The organism is Cronbergia sp. UHCC 0137 (assembly GCF_034932285.1).
In the GTDB taxonomy this organism is placed as follows: domain Bacteria; phylum Cyanobacteriota; class Cyanobacteriia; order Cyanobacteriales; family Nostocaceae; genus Cronbergia.
In genome coordinates, this window is the sequence record NZ_JAYGHC010000003.1 from 149,300 (window position 1) to 173,539 (window position 24,240).

A 24,240-nucleotide genomic window follows, 5' to 3' on the forward strand; every position below is an offset into this window, starting at 1 on the left:
CCAAGGGGAGGGTGCGCGACAGCGCGGGTGGGGTGTATTTCATGAGCTTGGGAATTGCTATATATTGATTGAGAAAGGATTAAATTCATTACATTCAATTCATGAGAATTTAAAAGATACTTGTCTGTAAACATTTTTTGTCTAATTTCTTCTAAGCTATAACTTCTAAACACTACAAAAGGAAATTCTTGATAACTATGACCTATTGGTAAAATGTTACCTACAGGGTATAATGAACGAATATAGGTAGCGAGAATATCTCGGAAACGTTGGTCTTCTGGTTCTTCTGGTTCATTAGTGAAATATTCACTCATTACTTCACTGCTAATAAATGCAAGTAATGGTAAAGCATAGTATTGATCAGAATGCGTACTTTTTTGTGTTAATTTTTGTGATTTGGGTGAAGAGTTTTTTAATTTATCAACTAATTCTATTGCATCCTTAATTGCAAATCTTAAATTTTCGGGGTATGATAAATTATATTTAATATTTTGCAAATCTTTCCATAATTCTGAATTTGCATATTTTTCAATATCTAATAATCGCATTTGATAAGATTCTTCTATATTTGTAGTCGGTACTATCAGCAAACCACCGTTAATATAACCTAATTCTAGTGTATCAAAGTCCAGTAATTTATCAAAGGTATCAGCGATTTGTAAAAATTTACTGCTAAAATCTTTTTGGAAGTTTAAATAACTTTGTTCTGCATTTTTTCTGACAACAAAATCTGCATCTCCCATGAGTTTTTCTAAATTGGTGTAGACTTTTTTTAATACCTCATGACTTCTATGAAGTTGATATTCTTTTTTTAATTGGTTGATGAGATTTAGTATTTGAGCAGAAAAAGTTTCTCCAGCAGCTAAAACTGATTTTCCCCCTATAGGGATCAGAATATATTTTTTTCTACCTATATTACCATATCCAGAAATTCTCGTCATAATAGATGCTTTGAGAATTAACAGGAGATTTAATAAACTTAGAACACTTTCTTGTACAGATAGCTTGGGATCATCTTGATAATAAATAGAACGTTCTGCTAAATAGAAAGTTAGGTATTTATCTTGCTTATCTATATCATCATTTCCTCTACCACGGTAAATTACTTGGATAATTTCCATCAAATTTTTCTCAATTTCAAATTTTGGTATTTCTACCAAGATGTGTTTTGCTTTCGGGAAGGATAAACCACGACTTCCTGAAGCAGTCATGAAAACTACTTTGACGTTTCCTTGATATTTTTGAATTTGTTGTTTTTCAATTTCAGAAATATTTGCGTGTATTTCTAGGTAATGGGTAAATTTTTGAAAGTTATCCTTTCCTGATTTTTGCTGAATTTGATCAATCAGTTGGGATAATTTGGGTTTATTTTGAATATATACTATAAATTGTTCAACCTCTGATTTTTGTAATAGATTTTGAATATCTTTTAAAATTTCTGCTTGAAGATTTTTGTCTAAATGGGATTTATCTTTTAATTGTGCTTTATCGGTAAATTTACAAGATTCAATTAAAATTTGATAGCTGATAGTTAAACTTTGCGCTGGGTAGGAGTTAGCATTAATAATAGTAGCAGGAAAATTTTTAAACGTTATATCTTCAACTGAGAGAGGTTGAATATTATTTCCAGCATGACGGAAGTAGATTTTATTAGGTTCTGGAGTAATATTTTCTAAGTGTTGACGGATAACATTTTGATCAACTATAGAAGCATCTGCGATAATGACTTTTGTATTAAAACCGTTTTCGGGTTTGGTTAGTTCATATCGCTTGACAATTTTATGAATACCATCTAGAAATTCTACTCCTCCTTCATCTCCAGTTATTTCATCTATCATGATAAATAGATGTTTTATCCGACGAGATATATTTTGCATTTTTTCCGGGAAGACTTTATTCTCTCCTGTATGGTATGCGTCACGAAAGATTTTTTCTAAATGTTTTAATGTATCTCCAGTATCAGTTTTTTTCAATGACTGAGTTGAAGCAGTAGCAATAATATTGTTTGATAATTTCTGATTGATGATGGTATATAATCCTTCACAAATGCTATTTAAAACTCCTTTTGTTCTTTGTCCTGAGTCTTGAATAGTATCATTTGTAATATGGTTGAGTCGGTTATTGCGTCTACTTTTTCTCTCGACAGTTTGACTGTTAAGAAAGTGAACTCCTGCTTTGACAAAATCATCTTGATATTGATTGGAAGTATACTCAACGGAATATTTACCAAAGTTATCTTGAATTAGATTACTGTGGGTATTGATAGCAAAAATCCTGTCATCAACTAATTTTACTTGATCTTGATTTTTAAACTTTTCGATAATATCAAGATTTACTTGTTTGCGGGGACTGACATAAAAAAATAGAAAACCTTCATCTAAATGATCTTTGAGAAAATTAACTATCGCAGTTGTTTTACCAATACCAGGGTTTCCGGTAAGGAAGATGTAGGTTTTTTCGGAAAGCAGAGATTTTTGAATCAGTTGATTGTGTGCTTGTCGAAAGTTCAAATTTCCGGTTAACTCTAAATCAGAAATTAACTCAGAGGGAACTGTTCCCACAGAGTTAGAAAAATTGCTGATTTGTTCGGTGTGACGTGGTATGATGTTGATCTTATTTGGGGTAATATTTAACAGTGAGTTGACAAATTCTCTTCCTCTATCAAAACTGCTGGAAGCATTACGTTTAATTTGATCTAAAACTCGATAACGTGCGTCGGTAATTTCTTCGGTTTTATCATGGTGTTTATAAATTTGATAACAAGTTTGGAAAATGTCGAGATTTTCTGGTTGAATAGATATAGTATTGAAAGAGCGATCGCTATATCCAATCGCATTCAATATAAGTTGTGATATATCTGGGATAATTGTCTGTTCTTGGAGAAATTGATAGAAACTATAAATATAACCAGCAGCTTGAATTAATTTCGCGCTTTCCTTATCTTTAGATTTGAAAGCTGTAAAATAGTCCTTTAAACCCACTGAAAAATCTAAACCTAAAGAGTCGGTATCAATACACAACCCAGAAAATACACTTTTAGAACGTATATAGTTAATATCCCGCATTAATAACCGTCGAATAATTTCTACATAATTAATATTTTGTATATCTTCGTTGGTGTGAATAGAAAACACTGATAAATCAAGACACAAAATCCGATAGTTGCGTCTATATTTTAGTAAAATCAAACAATCTGCGTTGAGAAAATCACCTCTTTCCTTAAATCTTCTAATACATTCAGCAGTATTCCCTAGTTCTCCAAACTGAGAAAGAACATCTTTAAACCATTGCGTTTCGTTGGTTGAAAGAGTACCAATACTATTATCACCATTAAAGCAACATTGATAATATAATATTTCCAGATGTCTGAACTTATCTTTTTCATCACAACCAATAGATTGGAGATATTCTCGGAAAAAATTTAACCCAGATAAAAATCCCTTCTGAACAAAAAATTGACACCAAGTATCAGCTATCTCTCTTTCTAATTTGCTGACGACTTTTTCAACTATTCTTTGTCGAATTTTGGAAAACTTGAGATTTTCAAGTTCCTGACGATATAAGTTTCTAAATTTATTCTTGATTTGGTTTTGGTGAATATAAGATAAGATTCCAATATTAAATCCTACTTCAAATAATCTTCCTAAGTCATCAGCTATTTGTGCTGTCATGTTAGTTTGTTGGGAGTAAGTACCAGATAGAGTAGTGGTAAATTTAGTTATTATAGACTTTCCCACTCTAGTTAGATAGAAAATTACCCCTCCCCAACCCTCTCCTTACCAAGGGGAGGGTGCGCGACAGCGCGGGTGGGGTGTATTTCATGAGCTTGGGAATTGCTATATGCTTTTGGTTTATCAAGAATCTCTCTCACATAAGTCAAAAATGCTAAAGAGTTAAATTCTTCTTTTCCTGAACTATATTTGAATACAGCAAGTTCTCCAACAGATTTATCTCCAATCAGGTTTTGGTAAGGATCTAGTTTTAGTTGAATGTCTTTCGATTTTTCATAGCGAAAAAAGTGAAATAAGGTTAAACATTGAAGTATCTCAGATTTTAAAGAACTTTGGTTAGAAATTAATCCTCTTCTAATATCGTCATCATCAAGAATACCTTGGTAAATATTTAGTAATGTTGCGTAAGACATTACACCGTTATAGTTGCTTTCATTAGAAACTGCTATTCCATTAAACAAGTTGAAAAAGATGATAGATTGTTTATTACTATCTTCTACTAATTCTGTTAGTTCAATAGTATCTTGAATATATAATGATGTTGATTTATTGGAATCTAATTTAACAGCGTAGTATTTATTAAAAAATATCGGATAAATTTTGATATCATTCCGTTCGGTTTTCAAAGCTCTAATCACATTTTTGGACATAAAAAATAGTCCATCATCTTCAGTTTGAGTAATATGTAAGGTGCTGCTGTAGGGAACTTTTGCAATATAAATAAAGTGTTTGTATCCTTTTTTATAAAGTTTATCTACGTTTTCAACTACTACACTAGGATATTCAAACATATCTTGATGATCATCGTAGTTTTCTGAAAATGTTTTTAATAACCTAATTTTTACTGTTTGCTGTTCAATCTGGAAATCAATAATTTCTCCCATTAGGTTAGATTTTTTTGCTTCACTTCCCCCTTTATTATCACTGACTCGACTGGAAACTACGATAATTGCTATTTTGTCCAGTTCTTGGAACTTAAATTTATCGGGATTTAGTAAATGGAACTTTTTAGGTAAAACGGAATATAAAGAACTCAAAATATTAGGAGTTTTAAATTTCCCCTTACTCCCAAAATCACTAATGTTTATTCCCTGGGAATTACTACGAGATTTTTCGTTAAATAAATGAGATAATACATCCGATAAAGAAGCTATGAATTTTTCTATTGGTGCGTTATCAGTTTCTTTTTTTAAGTGTATTCTCAAAATAGGAATAAATAATTTAGCCTGTTTTTCTAGTATGACGTGCAAACAAATATACGCTAGTAGGGTATAAGTTATTTTGTAAATAAATTCTTGATGAGAGTTTAATTTTTGGCTTTCTAGTCGATAGGGAAAGATTAATAAATTGCGTTCTTTTAAGTTTTTTTGATAAAAGTTATTACATTTGTCATCTTCCAATGGTAAAAACAACACGGGTAAAACCCCAATATTCTGCTGAATATCATATTCCATATTAAATGTTTCTATATCATCAGTCCCTAAAAAATGAGTTTCGCTGATAATCATTTTTGCTTGGAGACTAACAAGGGAGTTTGTCTGTGTGGTTGCGTCTCCCAAATTGATATATTTGAGACATTCTTTATAATTTTGTCGTAACCCAGATTTAAAAAATGTGCCTCTATCATTAATAGTGTTGATATCGTCTTCTAAAATACTATTCTTAACAGAAATATGTAGAGGATATTCTCTGCTGGGAAATGGGGTTTTATGCTTAATAAGACTTTTTAAGACTTTTTTTAGGGTGTCAATTTTTTCTTGAACCTTAAATTCAGTAAAACCTTTCAATAATTTTCTAAGTAATTCTTTCTTAGCTGCGTCATTACCATCCTGCAAAATTGGTAATACTTTTTCTTCAAATTTATCAATTGGATTATATTCTAACTCATTTTCAGAATTATAATCATCAGGTTTTTGACGGGATGCAAATATAAAATAATACAAAAATGCTATTTTTAAAACTTTTTTTACAAATGTTGATTTTCTAGATTCATCTGCTATTTCTTGTTTATGTTCCTCACTATCGGGGTTTAGAAGATTGAGATTACGTTCAAAAACGTTTTTACCACCATCAGTTTGTACTTTTCCATCAAATTTTAACTTTAATCCAAAAACAAATTCTATTTTTTCTCGCTTTTGATCTTCTGTTTCTCCTAAATAACCTTCAACGATAGAAATAATAGGAAGCATATCAAATGCTTCACTCCGGGAAAACATATCTTGGTAATTAACTTGTATACCTTCATAGCTAACTATATATTCACCGTCTGCTTTATTAGTGTCGTTGATGTAATTATCTAATAAATTTAATCTTCTAATTAAATCCGCTAAATATATTTTCCCTCTGAAGTTATCATCACTAACCTTTTCATCAATATTTTCTATGAGAAATTCTAAATATTTGATCTTTGCTAATCTTTTGAGTTTCCCTAATGTTTCTTGGTTTACAAGTTTCTGGAATTTATAAAGATCAGAGTTTTTATTTTCTACTAAATCCTCTAGAATATATGCTAAATCCTCTTTTTCTGTGGAACTCGCATCAGCAAATTTAAGATCAATAAAATTATTTATTCCTTGTAATAATGCTGAATAAAAATCACGACTTTTATCGACTGAAATTTTAATTTTATGCGTTTTTAGTAATTGTTTTTGTTTGGTGTCACCACTTTTAATTGTTAATCGCTGTTTTTGTAAGTTTTTAGCTTTGGGAAAGTTATATGTTAAGTCAAATTTAGATGATGTACCTTGGAAATTATGCAAATCTGTAATTAATTGTTTAGTAAATCCATCTATTGCTTGATTTTTGATAGCTGCTGTTAACGATTTCTGAATACAAGCTCTAATTTCTGCAATCTGTTCACGAAATCTCTCTTGAGAACCAGAACTAAAATTAAGCGTAGCTGTACGCACTGCTTTAGCATTTCCTAAAGGATTATCTACTTGTGAAGTAGCAATTTGATTAGCTATTTTATTAATATCAATTACTAAGTGTTTATTCTCGTTACAAATGTTAAATATTTGGTCTTTCTTTAAACTTTCTAATATTTTAGTTAATAAATCAGTATAATCTACATTGGCTAAGTCTGGATTGGTTGTAATCTTATTCACCCTGAGCAATCCTTATTGTGATTCAAATAACCTTAATTAATCACTTAGTATAACTTTTAGATAATCATAAGTCAATATAAAATAGTTCAGGACTTACGCAAGTGTCACACAAAGTATTTCTTGTAAGGTTAAGGTGCGTCAGACTGGATAATTCCATGATCATTAATAGATGTTCAATATCTGACGCACCCTACTAATATGCCGATTGCATAAGTCCTATATTTGTAAAAAATTAGGGTGGACAATGCCCACCCAATGATTGATAAAATTATGCTAAAGCTGTTACTTTTTCTAACAAACCTTGAAATAACCTTAAACCGTCGCTATTACCTAATGCACTGTCTGCTGCTCTTTCTGGGTGTGGCATCATACCTAAAACATTGCCTTGACGATTGCAAATTCCAGCAATGTTGTTGAGTGAACCATTGGGATTTTCTCCTTGGTAGCGAAATAAAACTTGCCCGTGATCTTCAATTGCTGACAAAGTAGAGTAGTCAGCGTGAAATCTTCCTTCCCCGTGAGCAATAGGTAAGGTGATAATTTCACCCTCAGTATATGCTGTTGTCCAAGGTAAATTATTACGCTCGATTTTTAAAGGAACGCGATCGCAAATAAAATGCAAATCCCGATTTCTCGTCAATACTCCAGGCAATAATTTAGACTCAGTTAATACCTGAAAACCGTTACAAATACCGATGACAAACTTACCTTTTTTTGCATGATTAACCACTTCATTCATCACCGGAGAAAAACGAGCGATCGCCCCACAACGTAAGTAATCACCGTAGCTAAAGCCACCAGGGATCACCACAACATCCAAATCACTCAGATCCGTTTCTTGATGCCAAACCATACGTGTTGGTTGTGAAAGCAAATCTCTGGTTACATAAGCAACATCGCGATCGCAATTAGAACCCGGAAAGACTAAAATCCCAAATTTCATATTATTTATTAGTAAAAGCATTAAAAGTCAGGAAAGGGAACAAGAAGCGAAAAGAAGAGTAATTTCTCCTCAGCCCCTGTGTTCCCTACTTCCTAGATTCAGAAGACTCCCGTTTGTGATTCCACCTCAATCAACTCAAAGCGATAGTTTTCTATCACCGGATTTGCTAACACTTGTTCACAGATTTGATTCATGTCTTTACGCGCCTTAGTTTCTTCAGGCGAAATAATGGTCACTTCAATGTACTTACCAATCCTCACTTGATCCACGTTGTCATATCCCATCTGCTTGAGGCTAGATTGTACAGCCACACCAGCAGGATCTAAGACTGAAGGACGAAGTGTCACGAAAATTTTAGCTAGATATTTCCTTTGCACAGGCTTTTTGCTGAATGCTGCGATCGCTATACTATAACTTTCTGTTCCAATCGGGTGAAAATAAGATCAACAAACAGTTAATCTATCATTTAATTAAATCAAACATCTGGCATCACAGAGGCTAATTAAAACAAATATCTATGAAAGCTATACGCACCCGCAGTCAAGAACGGATTTTAGACCTGTTAAAAAACCTCAAACAAAGCATTTCCGCCCAGGATATTTACATTGAATTACGTCACCGTAATCAAACCATGGGTTTAGCAACAGTTTACCGTTCATTAGAAGCCCTTAAACTAGAAGGAATGGTGCAGGTAAGGACTTTAGCTAACGGTGAAGCTTTATACAGCCCTGCACAGCAAGATAAACACCATTTAACCTGTTTACAATGTGGTACATCCATCCCCATTAACCAATGTCCCGTCCATGAATTAGAACACCAATTGGAATCCACCCATAAATTTAAACTTTTTTACCATACCCTAGAATTTTTTGGCTTATGTAACCAATGTCAAGTTATGGGTAATGGGTAATGGGTAATGGGTAATGGGTAATGGGTAATGGGTAATGGGTAATGGGTAATGGGTGATAAAAGAAAGATATATTCCTCCCCTGCCTCCCCTGCCTCCCCTGCCCCCTGCCCCCTGCCCCCTGCCCCCTGCCTCCTAATCAACAGGGAACAAAGGATTAGAATCAGGTTTAGACTCAGAAACCACCGAACGGATACCTTCAAAGGCGGCTTGAATGGTATGTGGATCAATAAACATCACCTTGCTACTATCACTTTTACCAATAGTTGTCCCCATATCCAGATAACCCAAAGCAAACATAATTTCCAGCGCCTTGTAAGCGTTAGGATTAGATTTAATTTTTTGGGCGATAATTTCTGTTGATTCAGCGATCGCTTGGGCTTTGAGAACTTGTTGCTGACGTTCAGCTTGGGCTTTCAAAATCAACGCCTTTTGTTCCGCTTCTGCCTGTAAAATTGTAGACTTTTGACGAGCTTCCGCATCGAGAAGTTGGGCATCCGCCTTACCTCTAGCACTATTAACAGCCGATTCGCGATCGCCCTCAGAAGTTAAAATTAATGCCCGTTTCCGTCGTTCTGCCGACATTTGCAACTCCATCGACTCCCGCACCGCCTGAGAAGGAATAATATCTCGCAACTCCACCCGTGTCACCTTTACACCCCAAGGATCAGTCGCAATATCCAAATCTTGTAACAAAAGTTCATTAATTTGAGAACGGGCAGTAAAAGTTTGATCTAACTCCAACTGTCCCATTTCCGAGCGAATTTGGGTTAAAACCAAGTTCACCATCGCCGACTGGAGATTTTCTACCTTATACCAAGCCTTTTCCATATCTACAATCCGCCAATACACCACCGCATCAACCTCAATCCCCACATTGTCACGGGTAATACACTTTTGCGGAGGAATATCTATCACCTTTTCCCGGATCGTTTCACGGTAAACAACTTTATCCATAAAAGGGATCACAAAATTTAGTCCTGGCTGCATTTTCTTGTTATACTTACCAACTCTTTCCACCAAAGCTTCATTTCCCTGATTGATCACCCGCACAGAACCAGCTACAGCCGAACCACCAAAGGCCAAAAAAACCAGCAATAAAAACTGTTCCATAATAAACCTCCTAATTTTTGAATAAAAAATCACTAAGAATGCAACAAATTTTCCGGCATCACAATTAAAGTCGTCCCTTCCCTTCTCACCACATAAACTTTTTGATAGGGTGGTACGCTGAGTTTGTCATCATCACATCTTGCCCGCCAAGAATTACCCTCGTATATCACCCGTCCAGTTTTCCCACTAGAAATCTCTGTTAAAGTTTCCGCCATGATTGAATCTTCAAGAGAGGGCTTACGCCTTCTAGGTTGTAAAAACCGACGAGAAAGTACAATCAGCATTGTGGAGAGTAACAGCCAAGCCGTAACTTGTAACCACACATTCCCCAAACCCACTAGCGACAGTAATGCCACCAATAACGCACCAATGCCCATCATGAAAGCCACAAAAGCCGATGGTAAAAAAAGTTCCATTAAGCATAGAACCGAACCTGCCAAAAGCCAAACTACCGTAAAACTTGGCATAAGGATATCCTAAACATTACATTGATGATCATAAATAAATTTCACGATTAGATACATCTGCACCCTGGCACTTTACGGAAAATAAACTTAAAACTTAAAGGAGGCAGGAGGCTTTCTTACAGTGGGATTCAAACCCACCTCTAATTGAAGACCGCCAAATCACCAAATTGTGGCTCTTGACTTAAACCCAAATGGTCGTGGCAAAAAGGCTTTATTCTTAATTAAAAAATTTCCCTTCTGCCCCCTGCCCCCTGCCCCCTGCCCTTCTACCAATCCCCCCTAACCTCTATGACTTCTACTCGACGGATAATTTATTGCCCCAACCCCAAGTGCAATTACCCGATTAATCTTGTGGGAGATAAATTATGTACTGGTTGCCAAACTCCCCTCGTCTATCGTTACCTTTGGGCTACTGGGACAATAGCAGAAAAAATACCATCAGGCACAAAAATTGCAGATAGATACGAAGTAATTAAACAACAGATTTGGCTAGATACTGAACCCGGACATCCCTCAAACGCACCAGCAGAGTTGCCAAAAAAAGTTTTTCCTTACCTAAAGTTATATCAAGAGCAACTGCACTTCCCCCAAGTCTACGGTTTTACTACTACTCTGCCAGAAAACGGGGATGATATTCTTTTACTAGAAAATGTACCAATAGATGACACCGGAAAACTCTACCCAAATATGATCAACGCTTGGAAACAAGCAACCCCAGTCAGGCAAGTTTATTGGTTATGGCAAATTCTCCAACTTTGGACACCTCTATCAGAATTAGGACTAGCCCAAAGTTTGCTACTACCAGATAATTTATATGTTCAAGGCTGGTGTGTCAGGCTGTTGGAACTTCACCAAACAGAGGAAAAACTAAGTTTACAAGATTTGGGTCAGTTTTGGCAGCCTTGGGTAGCAACAGCACAAACCCCAATTCTCGAAAGCCTAACTAATATAGTTCAACAAATGTGCCAAGGGGAAATAGAGTTGAAAGCAATTACCACTCAACTCAATCAATTATTACTTTCCTCAGCCGCAGAATTACCCTTAATTCTCCAAGTTGCCGGGGCAACTGACCCAGGTACAGTCATGAAGCATAATGAAGATGCTTGTTACCCCTGTACCCCTGGAGATTTAGAAGACGATTTACAGCCATACCTATCCATTATTTGTGATGGTATTGATGGCCATGAAGGGGGAGAAGTCGCTAGTCAATTGGCAGTGCAGTCTCTCAAATTACAAATCCGGGCTTTGTTAAAAGATGTCGCAGAACAGCCCAAAATTGTCCCCCCAGAATTATTACAACAACAGCTAGAAGCCAGTTTGCGAGTTGTAAATAACGTGATTTGGTCCCGCAATGACGAGCAAAATCGCCAAGGCAGGGAACGCATGGCAACAACTTTAGTCATGGCATTACAAGTACCTCAAAGGGTGGAAACAGTTTCGGGTTCGGAGTCAGATAATGCCCATGAACTTTACTTGGCTAGTGTGGGTGATAGTCGTGCCTATTGGATTACAGCTAACTATTGTCAACTACTGACCATAGATGATGATTTGGCCATGCGGGAAGTACGGTTAGGAAGAAGTTTATATCGTCAAGCTAGTCAAAGACCTGATGCCAATGCCCTAACCCAAGCTTTGGGGACAAAAGAGGCTGAATCCCTACGTTTTGCGGTGAAGCGTTTTATTTTAGAAGAAGATGGAATTTTATTATTATGTTCTGATGGTTTAAGCGATTCTAACTGGGTAGAAAAATCTTGGCAGGAATACATAATACCAGTATTAATAGGTCAGTTATCACTAGAGGATGCTGTTTATAACTGGATTGAGTTAGTCAAAGAAAAAAATGGTACAGATAACATATCAGTTGTTCTGACTTTGTACCGAACTTCAAAAGCCTCTTTAGTACCCATAACTCCAACCCCATTGGCTTTAGCAGTTAGCACCTCTGAGGAGTTAGCCACAACAATCCCAGAATTAACAACATCAGCCATAGAAGCTACCCCAGTTTTATCTTTAGCCGCAAGTTCTCAAGCATTACTAAATTTAGATTTGTCAACAGAACTAGAACCAGTTCCACTACCAAAAGCAAGTCCAGCTAAAATGTTGGTGATGGTTGCAGGATTATTAGTGCTGCTGCTGGGGGGTACAAGTCTGGGTGTATTGGCTTGGAGACAACTAAACCCCCAATCTTTCAATCAGATGTGTCGCCAATTTCCGGGAGTATGTTCACCACGCAATTAAAAATTCGCTGTGAAGCAAGTTTAGTTACTCAGCAATCAATTTTACGGAAGAATAGGAAGTCTATCTTATTGTAGAATATTGTTTGGCTTTCAAGCATACAGACAGAATAAGTGGGCTTTTCTTGAGATTAAGTCCCCTATTCAGTTTTTTTTGATTGATTGCTGTCAATAAATAGGAAAAACAATATTTTTCCCAATAATCTGGCTTGATTTTTGTAAAAAAGTAAATTTCGGTGAAGAGTAGCTGTGGAGATGGTTGTGGAAGATCAAAAATTAAATGCCAATGATCCGATGAAAGTTGGAGTTCGGGTACGTGTTAAAGAGTCGGTGGTAGTATATCATCATCCTGAGCATCGTGGACAGGCTTTTGATATCAAAGGTACAGAAGGAGAAATTGCAGCTATTGCTACCGAATGGCACGGCAGACCTGTTAGTGCTAATTTTCCTCTGGTAGTCCAGTTTACTAAAAAATTTAAGGCTCATTTACGCGAAAATGAATTAGAAATCGTCTAAATCATTTATTGCCGGCGAAACCACTGCCATATATTCAATTCGCCGCGCATTTTTTCCAGTTCTCGTCGATTCTCTGCTGCTGTTTAATGATACCACAGTCAGGAGGCAGGACTAACAAGTGTAGGTTTTTTACAATAGACCTCTTGCAAAATTACTTTTATGCTATATTGAAGCGTTAGTTACATCCATTACCACCACTTCAGGTTGGCTCAAACCACCTTTGAGCAAGGCTTTTTTACCAGGTAACCTAAACACTCTTGACTGCATTAGTTCTGATTCTATGCGATGAACAATGCGACAAACAGCGGTCACTGAGCTTGTCGAAGTGTTGATTCTGATACTCCCCAACTTGTTGCAATATGAAAATAAGTTCGGTACTCTCGCCAATATTCTAACGTAACTAAAACTTGTTCCTCAATCATAAGTACAGGTTTCGCTCCACGTTGGTTCTTTTTGTTAATCGTTTGAAATTCTTTTAGAGTTTTAAACATTTTCTTAAAAGTCTTTCTTCTCACTCCAAAGCGGCACTTAAATGCTCTTGGTTTTAGTTTTTGGATGGATTTATAGTTCATTTTTTCATCACCTCAGATTTTGATAATGCACATAATTTGATTTTATCTTTTTTTTGGTGATGTTTTTTCTGTCAGACGTTCCGCGATTACAACTATCGCTACAAATACCCCAGGTATCAATCTTTTTAGTTATCTCACCCAATTAAAATTAAAAAAATCAAATATTATAACACAAAATCAATTCTGCAAGAGGTCTAATTAACAAGATATTTAGGAGTGAGATGATGCGCGAATCAGTCATTTATCAAGAAATTCTTGAGGAAGGTGAAGCTAAAGGTAAGGCTGAAGGAAGGCTGAAACAGCAAGAAAGGTAGCTTTAAATTTGTTGAGAATTGGTATGAGTTTAGAACAAGTTGCTCAGGTTACTGAATTATCTATTGAGCAAGTTCGGGTTTTGCAACAGGGGATTATTTAGACTAATTAAATATTTTTTAGAACCCAGATTCCTTAAAGGAGTCGGGGTTTTTTGTTTTTAAATGTCCAATGTTTTACGCTTTGCTTTGTGACTAGCGATCCTGTTTCTTGGATACTCGGAGGGCTTTTGTCAGTTCGCACCCGTCGTATAATTGTTAAGATGCCCGACCAAAAGATTGGAGGAGAAGGAAGGATGAGTATTAACGATGTCTCTTTGGAAGACTGATTTGATTTCTTTTGAAACTTACCCGGACTCAGTAATAAAGAGCTTGAAGTAGTTAAAGTAATCAATTTTTGACTTTGGTACAGATAAGTAGGTATGCAAACATATTTATGTGAAAAAATTAGAATATTGTATTAGATATCTGGTGAAAATTAAATTTGTGCTTCCTAAAACTCTTGTAGAGACATTCTTGATACAAGGATTCTTGGCTCTACATTCCTTTCTGGAGATGTCTATTGTATTGTGATTTATTCCATTTAATTTTAGATTAATGATACATCAAACTTCAGGTCGCTGGCGGTTAGGATTCGGTTTATCGTTGGTGACACTTCTTCTTTGGGGTGTTCTACCTATTGGTTTGACGTTGGTACTGCAAGTGCTAGACGTTTACACGGTAATTTGGTTTCGCTTTTTTATGTCGTTTGTATTACTGGTAATTTATTTAGTTGGAGTGAAAAAATTACCTACTATAGAACAATTATGTTCTAGTTCTTGGAAATTGTTAGCGATCGCTACTCTATTTTTGGCGAGCAATTACTTCTTTTTTATGCAAGGTCTAGCCTTGACAGCACCAACAACTGCTGAGGTGATAATTCAACTATCTCCTGTTTTATTGGGTTTTGGGGGTTTAGTAATTTTTAAAGAACGTTATACTTGGCATCAATGGCTCGGTGTAAGTGTATTAACTCTAGGATTTGCTTTGTTTTTTCATAGCCAGTTATACAATTTAACTACAGCAGAAGGGCAATATTTATTTGGCAGTGGATTGATTGTATTAGGAGCAGTAGCATGGGCTATTTATGCTTTGGCACAAAAGCAGTTATTACAATCTTTATCTTCTACGAGTATTATGCTGGTAATTTATGGTGGATGTGCTTTATTATTCACACCTTTTGCCAAGATAAATACAATTTTTGCTCTTGATCATTTCTATTTAGGTATTTTGATATTTTGCGCTTTAAATACTTTAATCGCCTATGGTGCTTTTGCAGAATCTTTAGAACACTGGGAAGCTTCAAGGGTAGGCGCGGTATTAGCTTTAGCCCCGATTATTACTTTGATATCAGGTTGGTTATTTTCGGAGTTTTATACCACTCTCATACCCAAGGAACATTTAACATTAACAGGAATTTTTGGTGCATTTCTAGTTGTCGGAGGTTCAGTAGCGATCGCCTTAAAACGATCTAATTAATGGGCATTTTTATTTACCTGTAACTGGTTGATTTAAAATCTAATTTAACATCATCAATACTGAGGTTTTTTTATTCTCGATTTGTTATGATTTTGAAGGAAATGCAGGTTATTCAAGTCAAGCAAATTAATAATTCGTATGATTGCGAATTATGAGTTAATAATAATTCGTTTGGCTTTGTGGCATTGAAGTTTTGATTTTGTGTTCAAGAGAAAATCAATTCAAAAAATCAATAAAATCGAGGCTGCTCGCAATAATTAAATTAATCAGGTGTGGCAATAACTACCAAAATCAACGCCTCGCAAAACAATATCATTGAAAAAGTTGAGCGATGAATAGTTTGTTTGGTAATTGGTGCAGAAGCTTCAGAAGAAATTCTCTACTACTGGTTCTGATAATACTGCTGCCTATAATGGGAATTAGTAATCCTGTAATGGCCGCAGAAGGAATTTATGCTTCTTATTCTGCTTTAGGTTTTTCTATTCCAGTTACTACTTTAGAAAAGTATGTAAAAACGGGTGTCATGGATGGTGATTTGGCAATTTATGAGCCATATTTTCCACAACAAAAACTCCAAGAATTACGGCAGATTTTACTTGAACCTGTAAAAGTTAGTCCAAAAGTCGCTGCACAGTTTCTCTATACACAGCAAGGAGAATTTCTGTTACGTCGGTTAGCAGAATTAATTAAAACTAAATCTAGTCAACTAGAATCAGAGTTTCGTGTTTTACGAACAGCAATGATTTCGGCTGCTGGTGAACCGGAGGGTTTAACATTATTAAGTTTGCTACGCAAGTATCCTGGAAGTATTATTCGTATTGATTTAGCGCATAGTCTAGAAATAATTGGGGAAGTAGAAAAATTGATCAGGGAGACTAATCAAGCGATCGCTCTGGTTATGCAAAAATCAAATATAGAAGCTACTACTATTTCTCTGGAAAATTTATCTCGCTTACCAGATTTAGACGCTGGTGGCAAGTTTAGATCACAAAAGTACACAATTAAGTTATCTGACTGGACACGCAATCGGTTATTATTGACAGATGTTTATGTTCCTGATGTCCAAACTCCTGCGCCTGTAATTGTCATTTCTCACGGTTTGGGTTTAGATAGCAGTAATTTTCGTTATTTAGCCAATCATTTAGTTGGTCACGGGTTTGGGGTAATTGTTCCCAATCATCCCCCTAAGAATAGTTTGGCGAATACACCAGTATCTCACGGTAGCATGATCCAAGTATCTGCACCAAATGAATTTATAGACCGACCGTTGGATATCAAGTTTATTTTGAATCAATTAGAGAAAAAACAACAGTCTGATGTGCGGTTTCGAGGAAGACTAAATTTACAACAGGTGGGGGTATTTGGTCAATCCCTGGGGGGTTATACAGCTTTAGCTTTAGCTGGGGCAAAAATTAATTTTCAGCAATTAGAGCAAGATTGTCAACCAACAGCACTACAAAATACCTGGAATATGTCTTTATTGCTGCAATGTCAGGCGTTGGAATTGAAAAATAAATCTAGAAAATATGATAAACTAGGAGATAAGCGAGTCAAGGCAGCGATCGCTGTTAATCCTATTACCAGTTCTATTTTTGGCAAAACTGGTATAAGTCAAGTTAAAATTCCCGTGATGATAGTTGGTAGTAGCGAAGATACAGTTGCACCAGCATTGTCTGAACAAATTTTACCTTTTTCTTGGGTTACTCACCCGCAAAAATATCTGGTGATGATGATTGGTGGTACTCACTTTTCGACTATTGGCAATAGTAGTTCTCGCACTCAACAAGTACCCCTACCGACCCAAATGGTTGGTGATGCTGACCAAGCACGTCGCTATATTAACACTTTAAGTTTACCTTTTTTCCAAGCTTATGTTGTGGGAAGATCAAAATATATTTCCTACTTAAACGCTGGATATGCTAAAATCATTTCCTGTCAGTCATTGGGTTTAAGTATTGTTCAATCTCTCACTCGTCAAGAATTAACGCCTATCATTGGTAATGGACTCAAACAATCTAACTTTATCACTAAAAAAATCCCTTTCCTGATAGTTAGATTAGGATGTTTAATTTTATATTTTACCGGATCTTTACTTGATCTGATGAGATTTTTTTAAGCAATATTTTTGATAAATACGAAGTGCTGTATTGTTAAAATCCTTGTAATAAACGTTGAATAGAAATTTTAACTTCTGGAAATGCTAAGGGAGATATTTCACCGAAAGTATAGGTTAATTCTCTAGAATAATTACCATTTATTGGTTCTCGAAACACTTTTAATTGTTGATTTTTTAAGTCTACGACCCAATACTCATTAATTAATGCAGCAGAGTATGTTTTACGTTTTATCTCTAAATCTTTAGTTAGAGTAGTTTTAGAATATTCGATTAACCAAAATATATTTTCAGGATAAGGATGGTGACTGCGATAAATAGTACGCTGTGGTTCAACTATTGCTAAATCTGGTTCCGGTTCTGAATTACTGTTAGTTATTGTAATAGGTTTTGCGTCTCTTACCAGTGCTTTTGAACCGAGTAACTCCCGCAAATATTCAGCAGAATCAGTATTAATTTGCGCGTGTTCTGGTCCCTCCGGTGCCATGTTGATAATTTCTCCATTTAGTAGTTCAACTTGACGACCAGCTAAAAGGCCAATTTCAATCATCTGATGATAGTCGTCTAAACTCCATTTAGCAATAGTAACTGTCATCGTGAGTTTTCCTAAAACTAGGGTATGGTTTTTATTTTAACTGGAATTTGATAATATAGGACTTACACACTGTACAAAATGCAGATGATATATATAAACGAAATTGCCTAGTTTCAGGCTTTATTTTGTAGTCTGTAGGGTGCGTCAGACAGAATAATTTAGACTAAAATCACTAACTTTCAGATTCTGACGCACCTGACTTCACTTATAATCCTGGATTTAATAAGGTGTCAAACTTTGTTTGAGGTTTCTTGTCATACACCAAAACAATAACCGAGAACCAAGATCCTTAAATCAGTGCGGTGCGTCAGATACAAAAAATCTGTTGTTTGCTAAATTATCGGGTCTGACGCACCCTACAAGAGATGAAATCTATCATCCTTATCAATACCTTGTCCATTTTTTGTAGGTTGAGTTAAGCGACAGCGCAACCCGACGCATTTGTTGGGTTTCCTTACGTCAACCCAACCTACAAATCAACACTTTTTTTGATTTTCGATTTGGACAAGGTATTGCCTTATTTAATAGGTTTTGTCAATACATAACTCCTATAATAGTCGGTTAAAACCGACTTTAGCTATCATACAGGGAATTTATTCCCTAGCTTCTGACTCTCTGTTTGAGAGTGCAACAATAAACCATATTCCAACCCCTCAACCACCGCTTGATAAGAAGCCTCTAAAATATTGGGAGAAACTGCAATAGTCGTCCAGCGTTCTTGGGCATTGCGTGACTCTACCAAGACGCGGGTATTAGCTGCCGTACCCGTATTACCATTAAGAATCCGAACTTTGTAATCGGTTAACTCAAAGGTAGCGATTTGGGGGTAAAAATTGACCAAAGCCTTACGCAAAGCGGCATCCAAAGCTGCTACGGGTCCATTACCTTCTGCTGCTTCGAGAATATTTTTACCATTAACAGCTACTTTAATCGTCGCCAAAGAATTAGTAGTTTCCTTACCTTCAATCAGGTCACAGTGTACTTGAAAACCCTTCACCTCAAAAAACACACGGCGATCGCCCAACGCCTCATATATCAAAAGCACAAAACTGGCCTCTGCTGCTTCAAATTGATATCCAGCATTTTCCAATTCCTTCATCCGTTGGAGAATTAGTCTAGCTTGGGGTTGATCCTTATCTAATTCAATCCCAAAAGACCGAGCTTTTGCTAACACATTACTCAATCCAGACTGTTCAGAAATCACAATTCGCCGACTATTCCCCACCTGTTCCGGCTGAATGTGTTCATAAGTCAAAGGATTACGTTCCACGGCTGAAACATGAATACCACCCTTATGGGCAAAAGCAGAACGTCCGACAAAAGCCGCGTGTTCATCTGGGGCAAGATTTACCACCTCACTGACAAAACGACTAGCTTCTGTAAGTTGATTTAGCTGGTGTTCAGCAATACAACTATAACCCAACTTTAATTGTAAATTGGGAATTAGAGAACAGAGGTTAGCATTGCCACAACGTTCACCATAGCCGTTAATTGTACCTTGTACCATGTTTGCCCCTGCCATGACAGCCGCCAAAGCATTAGCTACCGCCAAATCTGAATCATTGTGAGTGTGGATGCCGATTTGGGGAATTGGTGATGTTCCTTGGTTTTCTGCAACTACATCCTGGACAATTTTAGTAATTTCCTGGGGTAAAGTGCCGCCATTGGTATCACATAAAACTAACCATTCAGCCCCTGCTGATACTGCAACCTTTAACGTTTGTAAAGCATAATTAGGATTTTGCTTATAACCATCAAACCAATGTTCAGCATCGTAGATGATTCGCCGTCCTTGAGAACGGAGATACTCAATCGTCTCGCCAATCATCGCTAAGTTTTCTTCTAGAGTGGTCTTGAGACCGGCTGTAACGTGTAAATCCCAAGATTTGCCAAAAATTGTTACCCAGCGAGTACCAGCCGCCAAAATCGCTTGCAGCATGGCTTCATCAGCCGCTTTAGTTTGAGGACGACGGGTTGAACAAAAAGCCACCACTTCTGCTTGTTTGAGCGGATTTTCTTGAAGTTGCCAGAAGAATTGTACATCTTTAGGATTAGCACCAGGCCAGCCTCCTTCAATAAAGGGAATCCCTAATTGATCGAGTCTATGAGCAATGCGTAACTTATCTTCAATGGATAGTGAAAGCCCTTCCCTTTGAGTACCATCTCGTAAAGTGGTGTCATAAAGCCAAAGTTGGGGGGAGGAATTTGAGGAATTTATGGTCATAGGAGTAAGACTTAAAAGACAATTTTCGAGGTGATGTGCCAATATACAACCAAAAGCTAGTTTGGTAATTTAAAATATGCCCAAGGTGCTAGATCAGAGGCAGGAGGCAGGAGATAAGTCATGAGACAGAATTAATTACACAACTGGTTTTTCTGTTCCCTGATCCCTGTTCCCTCTCTCAACAAAGTAAATCTACTGAGGGAGTTACTAAAAAAATAGTATTTACCTCCTTAACAGCAATCTTGGCAGTTGCGGTACTTGTGCGGTTAAGGTAGAAGGCGAAATGTCAGCAGCCCCAAAAAAGTTGGAATTGGTTTGACAAAACGGGGCGATCGCTTCCTCTTCATTGTCCTACATCAGACTTGCTTTTAGCTTGTCAGATGGAGATTTGAAGGGGTGTAAAAGTGGGATAAAGATGGATTTTGGGGCGAAGGTTTTTAATTAGTGTGGACACCAGAAGGTTAAAAAGGAGATAAATCAAGATGGGTAGATGGACACCCTTAATTCTGATGGCTGGAGGCGTGGCGATTTTGTTGGGTACGTTGATTGGCATTAATTTCCCGATGCCAAGACAACAAACAGCCAACGTTCCGTCTGGCCGCAGAGCGTCTGAAGTTTTGCCAGCTAATATTAATGTTAATAGCTCTGCCACCGGAAATGATCCACAAACAAATACTCAAAATGATCTAGATGTTTCTGGAAATGATGATCTAACAGATGAAAACCGCAGGAGTGTCGCTCAAAATAATGCTTCTACTGGGTCAACCTCTACTGCTCAAAATACAGAAGATATAAGCAATACAGATAATTCAGGAGTAGAAAGCAGTTCCAGTAGTAGTCAGAATAAACAGCCTATTCGCGCTTTGTGGTAGCTTTTACCATTAAGGATTGAAGAACCCCACCCCCAACCCCCTCCCCGCAAGCGAGGAGGGGGCTATAATGTGTTTCATCTTTCCTTGGTTTACGGTTAGGGGCAAGCGAGGAGGGGGCTATAATGTATTTCGTCTAACTAAAAACGGCTATATTGTTTGCTAAGTAATGAATGATGTTTTAATTATTGGTGGCGGCATTATTGGTTTAGCGATCGCGATCGAACTCAAAGGGCGCGGGGCAAATGTCACCGTGCTTTGTCGTGACTTTGGTGCTGCTGCTACCCATGCGGCGGCGGGTATGTTAGCCCCTGATGCAGAAAATATTTCTAATCAGTCTATGCTATCTTTATGTAGGCGATCGCGTGCCTTATATCCAGAGTGGATAGGCAAATTAGAAGCATTAACAGGTTTAAATACAGGTTATTGGCCTTGTGGGATTTTAGCACCTGTTTTAGAGGCAGGGGGCAGGGGGCAGGGGGCAGGGGGCAGGGAAGCAGGGGAAGCAGGGGAAGCAGGGGGAGAGAAGAATAAATTTTTTATCACCAATCACCAATCACCAATCACCCATTACCAATCACCAATCACCAATTACCCATCCCCTGCTTACTGGCTTGACAAATCAGCAATTAGAGAATATCAACCAGGACTGGGAACAGATGTAGTTGGGGGTTGGTGGTATCCTGAAGATGGGCAAGTTGATAATCGGGCTTTAGCCAAAGTTTTGCTGAGTGCGGCTGAGTGTTTAGGTGTAGAATTTAAGGATGGGGTGACTGTAGAAGCGATCGCTCAACAACAAGGGCAAGCGATCGGACTACAAACCAATATTGGCTTACTTAGGGCTGATCACTATATTTTAACCACTGGCGCTTGGGCAAATGAATTATTACCCTTACCAGTGCGTCCCCGCAAAGGACAAATGCTGAAGGTGAGAGTACCAGAATTTCCCCCAGAACTGCCTTTAACAAGGGTTTTGTTCGGACAAGATATTTACATCGTCCCCCGGCGAAACGGCAGCGAACATTCTATTATTATTGGTGCAACCAGTGAAGATGTAGGTTTCACTCCCCAAAATACCCCAAGCGGGATTCAAAACCTCCTCCAAGCAGCTATTCGTCTCTATCCCACATTACAAAATTATCCCATTCAAGAGTTATGGTGGGGATTTCGCCCTGCTACCCCCGACGAATTACCAATTTTGGGACATAGCCACTGTCATAATTTAACTTTGGCTACTGGTCATTATCGTAATGGCATTTTACTTGCACCAGTCACAGCAGCCTTAATCGCTGATTTAATTTGCGAACAAAAGCCAGATCCTCTCCTCGCTGATTTTAATTATTTACGCTTTCAAGCCAAGTCTTCTACCACAACACTCATGTTCACTCATTCGGCGAATTTCACTAACGGATACAGCAACCCAAAACTCACAATTAAAGATTCTGAATTAATTATTGCGGGGAAAGCCTTTCAATCTCGGTTGATGACGGGAACAGGTAAATATCGCAGCATTGAAGAAATGCAGCAAAGTATCGCTGCTAGTGGTTGTCAAATTGTGACTGTAGCAGTGCGACGAGTCCAAACTAAAGCCGCAGGACATGAAGGTTTGGCAGAAGCTTTAGATTGGAATAAAATTTGGATGTTACCGAATACAGCCGGTTGTCAAACCGGAGAAGAAGCGATTCGGGTGGCACGGTTGGGTAGAGAAATGGCGAAACTTTTGGGACAGGAAGATAATAATTTTGTCAAATTAGAAGTCATACCTGACACAAAATATTTATTACCAGATCCTATTGGTACTTTGCAAGCAGCAGAACAGTTAGTAAAAGAAGGTTTTGCGGTTTTGCCTTATATTAATGCTGATCCGATGTTAGCCAAGCGTTTAGAAGAAGTGGGTTGTGCTACAGTGATGCCTTTAGCCGCACCCATCGGTTCTGGACAGGGGTTAAAAACTACCGCCAATATTCAAATTATTATTGAAAATGCGAAAGTTCCAGTGGTAGTAGATGCTGGTATTGGTGCGCCTTCTGAGGCTGCCCAGGCGATGGAATTGGGGGCAGATGCGTTGTTAATTAATAGTGCGATCGCTCTAGCCCAGAATGCCCCAGGAATGGCGTATGCGATGAATTTAGCCACCGTAGCCGGTCGCATGGCTTATTTAGCAGGAAGAATGCCAATGAAAGATTACGCGAGTGCTAGTTCACCTTTGACAGGAACAATTACTGGGTAGTTTTATATTCAGAAAGGTATCTTGTTTTTTGGTTTGGAGAAAGTAAATGCAGCAGATGTTTCTGGAAGTTTTCGAGGTTCAGAAGGAACTTAGGAGTTTGTTGTTGATAAAAATACTAAAAAATCATGAAATTCCGAACATCCATATTAGAAAACATAATTTATGGAGAACTTCTTTACGTTCTAGAAGATTATGCATTCAATTTTTTGCCTCCATCAAAATCAGGCATTACATCTGTAGTGATTGACACATTACAAATAGTAATTGATGAATATGGCCGTGTTGTAGAGGTGTTTGGTTATTGCCCATATTTTGATTGGAAGTGTGATGATATTGCCCCTCCGAACTATTTACAAGGCTGTTTATTTGTTGAATTAGATAATATCATTCCAGGTGTTTCAGAAAGGTTAGCAGAATACGGAGAGTGGAGAGTTTCATTTAATTCAACTACTGGTTGGGTATGTGTAGGAGAAACAAATTATTCTCCCGCTGCGATCGCAGTTGAATTTGTCTCTAGTATTCTTGCGGTAGTTGAAGGAGATTCATTGAAAGCTATTTGGTTACATCCAGAAAGTTTACCGAAAGATTTACTTTGCAAATAATAGCTATCTATTAATTACAATGCGATCTATACTAAACACGGCTTAATCATTTGATTCTGTGGGTAAGGATTTAGCATTGCTAAATCCTTACAAATCTGGGTTTTTCGTAATTTTGGAAAAGTCCATGTCCCAACCGTTTTTAGTATACATTAGAACTCTCCAGTTTGGCTCAAAACTCAAAATATTTA

Annotated in this window: 16 protein-coding genes and 1 pseudogene; 8 read left to right on the forward strand and 9 right to left on the reverse strand. The window is 37.2% G+C overall.

Annotation, left to right across the window (positions count from 1 at the left end; genetic code table 11):
- The 4 genes from VB711_RS02350 to purS all read right to left on the reverse strand — a co-directional run.
- The coding region (locus tag VB711_RS02350) for a helicase-related protein (protein WP_323284065.1) at nucleotides 1-3,671 on the reverse strand (3,671 nt) is incomplete at its 3' end.
- An 83-nt stretch (nucleotides 3,672-3,754) separates the two neighbouring features.
- Nucleotides 3,755-6,838, reverse strand: a complete 3,084-nt coding sequence (locus VB711_RS02355) for a hypothetical protein (protein WP_323284066.1) — start codon at nucleotides 6,836-6,838, stop codon at nucleotides 3,755-3,757.
- 268 nt (nucleotides 6,839-7,106) lie between these two features.
- Nucleotides 7,107-7,781: a phosphoribosylformylglycinamidine synthase subunit PurQ gene (gene purQ / locus VB711_RS02360; protein ID WP_323284067.1), complete on the reverse strand. Its 675-nt coding sequence runs from the start codon at nucleotides 7,779-7,781 to the stop codon at nucleotides 7,107-7,109.
- Nucleotides 7,782-7,879: 98 nt separating this feature from the next.
- The gene (gene purS / locus VB711_RS02365) at nucleotides 7,880-8,158 is read right to left on the reverse strand and encodes a phosphoribosylformylglycinamidine synthase subunit PurS (protein ID WP_323284068.1); all 279 of its coding nucleotides are present in this window, start codon (nucleotides 8,156-8,158) and stop codon (nucleotides 7,880-7,882) included.
- Between the two features lie 140 nt (nucleotides 8,159-8,298).
- On the opposite strand from purS, the gene VB711_RS02370 reads away from it, so the two are divergent.
- Nucleotides 8,299-8,691: a Fur family transcriptional regulator gene (locus VB711_RS02370; protein ID WP_323284069.1), complete on the forward strand. Its 393-nt coding sequence runs from the start codon at nucleotides 8,299-8,301 to the stop codon at nucleotides 8,689-8,691.
- 132 nt (nucleotides 8,692-8,823) lie between these two features.
- On the opposite strand, the gene VB711_RS02375 is transcribed toward VB711_RS02370, so the two are convergent.
- Nucleotides 8,824-9,801, reverse strand: a complete 978-nt coding sequence (locus tag VB711_RS02375; RefSeq protein ID WP_323284070.1) for an SPFH domain-containing protein — start codon at nucleotides 9,799-9,801, stop codon at nucleotides 8,824-8,826.
- Nucleotides 9,802-9,833: 32 nt separating this feature from the next.
- Nucleotides 9,834-10,268, reverse strand: coding sequence for an NfeD family protein (locus VB711_RS02380; RefSeq protein WP_323284071.1), 435 nt, complete (start codon nucleotides 10,266-10,268; stop codon nucleotides 9,834-9,836).
- 288 nt (nucleotides 10,269-10,556) lie between these two features.
- Between VB711_RS02380 and VB711_RS02385 the strand changes: the two genes are divergently transcribed.
- Together VB711_RS02385 and VB711_RS02390 are read left to right on the forward strand one after the other, a co-directional pair.
- Nucleotides 10,557-12,506, forward strand: coding sequence for a PP2C family protein-serine/threonine phosphatase (locus tag VB711_RS02385; protein WP_323284072.1), 1,950 nt, complete (start codon nucleotides 10,557-10,559; stop codon nucleotides 12,504-12,506).
- 251 nt (nucleotides 12,507-12,757) lie between these two features.
- The gene (locus VB711_RS02390; RefSeq protein WP_323284073.1) at nucleotides 12,758-13,018 is read left to right on the forward strand and encodes a ferredoxin-thioredoxin reductase variable chain; all 261 of its coding nucleotides are present in this window, start codon (nucleotides 12,758-12,760) and stop codon (nucleotides 13,016-13,018) included.
- A gap of 165 nt (nucleotides 13,019-13,183) precedes the next feature.
- Here VB711_RS02390 and VB711_RS02395 read toward each other — a convergent pair.
- A pseudogene (locus tag VB711_RS02395) lies at nucleotides 13,184-13,590 on the reverse strand (transposase family protein); the annotation flags it as partial.
- 908 nt (nucleotides 13,591-14,498) lie between these two features.
- On the opposite strand from VB711_RS02395, the gene VB711_RS02400 reads away from it, so the two are divergent.
- Together VB711_RS02400 and VB711_RS02405 are read left to right on the forward strand one after the other, a co-directional pair.
- The gene (locus tag VB711_RS02400) at nucleotides 14,499-15,419 is read left to right on the forward strand and encodes a DMT family transporter (protein ID WP_323284074.1); all 921 of its coding nucleotides are present in this window, start codon (nucleotides 14,499-14,501) and stop codon (nucleotides 15,417-15,419) included.
- A 331-nt stretch (nucleotides 15,420-15,750) separates the two neighbouring features.
- Nucleotides 15,751-17,535: an alpha/beta hydrolase gene (locus VB711_RS02405; protein ID WP_323284075.1), complete on the forward strand. Its 1,785-nt coding sequence runs from the start codon at nucleotides 15,751-15,753 to the stop codon at nucleotides 17,533-17,535.
- A gap of 34 nt (nucleotides 17,536-17,569) precedes the next feature.
- Here the strand turns inward: VB711_RS02405 and VB711_RS02410 are convergent, their stop codons facing one another.
- A complete protein-coding gene (locus VB711_RS02410; RefSeq protein WP_323284077.1) occupies nucleotides 17,570-18,127 on the reverse strand; it encodes a Uma2 family endonuclease in 558 nt (185 codons plus the stop codon).
- Nucleotides 18,128-18,707: 580 nt separating this feature from the next.
- Nucleotides 18,708-20,351, reverse strand: a complete 1,644-nt coding sequence (cimA, locus tag VB711_RS02415; RefSeq protein ID WP_323284079.1) for a citramalate synthase — start codon at nucleotides 20,349-20,351, stop codon at nucleotides 18,708-18,710.
- Between the two features lie 482 nt (nucleotides 20,352-20,833).
- Between cimA and VB711_RS02420 the strand changes: the two genes are divergently transcribed.
- From VB711_RS02420 to VB711_RS02430, 3 genes are all read left to right on the forward strand, one after another.
- Nucleotides 20,834-21,223 (forward strand): hypothetical protein, encoded by a 390-nt coding sequence (locus VB711_RS02420; protein ID WP_323284080.1) that lies wholly within the window; start codon nucleotides 20,834-20,836, stop codon nucleotides 21,221-21,223.
- A gap of 166 nt (nucleotides 21,224-21,389) precedes the next feature.
- Nucleotides 21,390-23,450 carry a glycine oxidase ThiO gene (thiO, locus tag VB711_RS02425; protein WP_323284081.1) on the forward strand — a complete coding sequence of 687 codons (2,061 nt, stop codon included), beginning with the start codon at nucleotides 21,390-21,392 and terminating at the stop codon, nucleotides 23,448-23,450.
- 125 nt (nucleotides 23,451-23,575) lie between these two features.
- On the forward strand, nucleotides 23,576-24,052 hold the full coding sequence (locus VB711_RS02430; RefSeq protein ID WP_323284082.1) for a hypothetical protein: 477 nt from the start codon (nucleotides 23,576-23,578) through the stop codon (nucleotides 24,050-24,052).
- Nucleotides 24,053-24,240: the final 188 nt, after the last annotated feature.

What these genes read in the sequence shown, in the direction of transcription:
- VB711_RS02380 (WP_323284071.1), bottom strand. Translation starts at nt 10,268, where the DNA reads ATGCCAAGTTTTACGGTAGTTTGGCTTTTGGCAGGTTCGGTTCTATGC.
- purQ (WP_323284067.1), bottom strand. Translation starts at nt 7,781, where the DNA reads ATGAAATTTGGGATTTTAGTCTTTCCGGGTTCTAATTGCGATCGCGAT.
- thiO (WP_323284081.1), top strand. Translation starts at nt 21,390, where the DNA reads ATGAATGATGTTTTAATTATTGGTGGCGGCATTATTGGTTTAGCGATC.
- VB711_RS02400 (WP_323284074.1), top strand. Translation starts at nt 14,499, where the DNA reads ATGATACATCAAACTTCAGGTCGCTGGCGGTTAGGATTCGGTTTATCG.
- VB711_RS02370 (WP_323284069.1), top strand. Translation starts at nt 8,299, where the DNA reads ATGAAAGCTATACGCACCCGCAGTCAAGAACGGATTTTAGACCTGTTA.
- cimA (WP_323284079.1), bottom strand. Translation starts at nt 20,351, where the DNA reads ATGACCATAAATTCCTCAAATTCCTCCCCCCAACTTTGGCTTTATGAC.
- VB711_RS02430 (WP_323284082.1), top strand. Translation starts at nt 23,576, where the DNA reads ATGAAATTCCGAACATCCATATTAGAAAACATAATTTATGGAGAACTT.
- VB711_RS02390 (WP_323284073.1), top strand. Translation starts at nt 12,758, where the DNA reads ATGGTTGTGGAAGATCAAAAATTAAATGCCAATGATCCGATGAAAGTT.
- VB711_RS02420 (WP_323284080.1), top strand. Translation starts at nt 20,834, where the DNA reads ATGGGTAGATGGACACCCTTAATTCTGATGGCTGGAGGCGTGGCGATT.
- VB711_RS02375 (WP_323284070.1), bottom strand. Translation starts at nt 9,801, where the DNA reads ATGGAACAGTTTTTATTGCTGGTTTTTTTGGCCTTTGGTGGTTCGGCT.
- VB711_RS02405 (WP_323284075.1), top strand. Translation starts at nt 15,751, where the DNA reads ATGAATAGTTTGTTTGGTAATTGGTGCAGAAGCTTCAGAAGAAATTCT.
- VB711_RS02385 (WP_323284072.1), top strand. Translation starts at nt 10,557, where the DNA reads ATGACTTCTACTCGACGGATAATTTATTGCCCCAACCCCAAGTGCAAT.
- VB711_RS02410 (WP_323284077.1), bottom strand. Translation starts at nt 18,127, where the DNA reads ATGACAGTTACTATTGCTAAATGGAGTTTAGACGACTATCATCAGATG.